At 35.7% G+C, this 708-nt stretch carries 1 protein-coding gene; it reads right to left on the bottom strand.

Translation table 11 applies throughout. The annotated features are described in order from the left end of the window. Positions 1-708 (bottom strand): hypothetical protein (locus tag J3U74_RS12420; protein WP_267338104.1); only part of this gene is annotated, 708 nt, incomplete at both ends.

Here is a 708-nt window from a genome sequence, read left to right as displayed (position 1 = left end):
GTGGGTTGACGAGCGGTATCGTTTAATTGAGCCTGCTCAAATATTTGATGATCTAAAATATTCGTATTTAATGCATTATCAATAACGACTTCATCGGCTTTAGTAAAATCTCGCTCATAACATCTATAGTCATCTTCGTGCTTACGAGTACGGTGATAATACTTCCCGGAATAAACATATTTTGTGACAGCCTCTTGCGAGATATTGTTTAACTGATTGACATTAATATTGACATTTTTACCGGCAATAATTTTACTGTCGTGATTATTTAAAGTTTGTCCTTGTATCGTAATATTACCGGTGGCGGTGATTTTACTTGGATCTGTTTCGAGCAAAACCGTATGATATTTCTGTTTATATATATCATATTCCCAAGAGTTTACGATTGCGTGTACGCCTTTAGATTTCGCACTAAACCTTTGTAGTATCGATTCACGCTTATGTTTTATATAATCGGGAATGTCGTTCCAACGAAAGTAGCATCGATCTCCTCTTTTATCACAATAAAACCCTTCTAGATCTTTAATATCTTTATAATCTACATCAGTAATCCATATGCGAAAAAGTACGTCCTCAGGTAAATATTTGGTTTGGCCGTCCCCCTCTGCCGTTTGAAAATAAAGTTCATGTTCCGGTGGCTCGTCACTTTGGCGCATTTCAGTGACAATATGGTCATTAATATTATTAATGCGCTTAGCATTAATAAAT

Source organism: Gilliamella sp. B3892 (assembly GCF_026536305.1).
GTDB lineage: Bacteria > Pseudomonadota > Gammaproteobacteria > Enterobacterales > Orbaceae > Gilliamella.
Note: the sequence above shows the minus strand (reverse complement) of the source record. Positions and strands in the feature narration are given on the sequence as shown.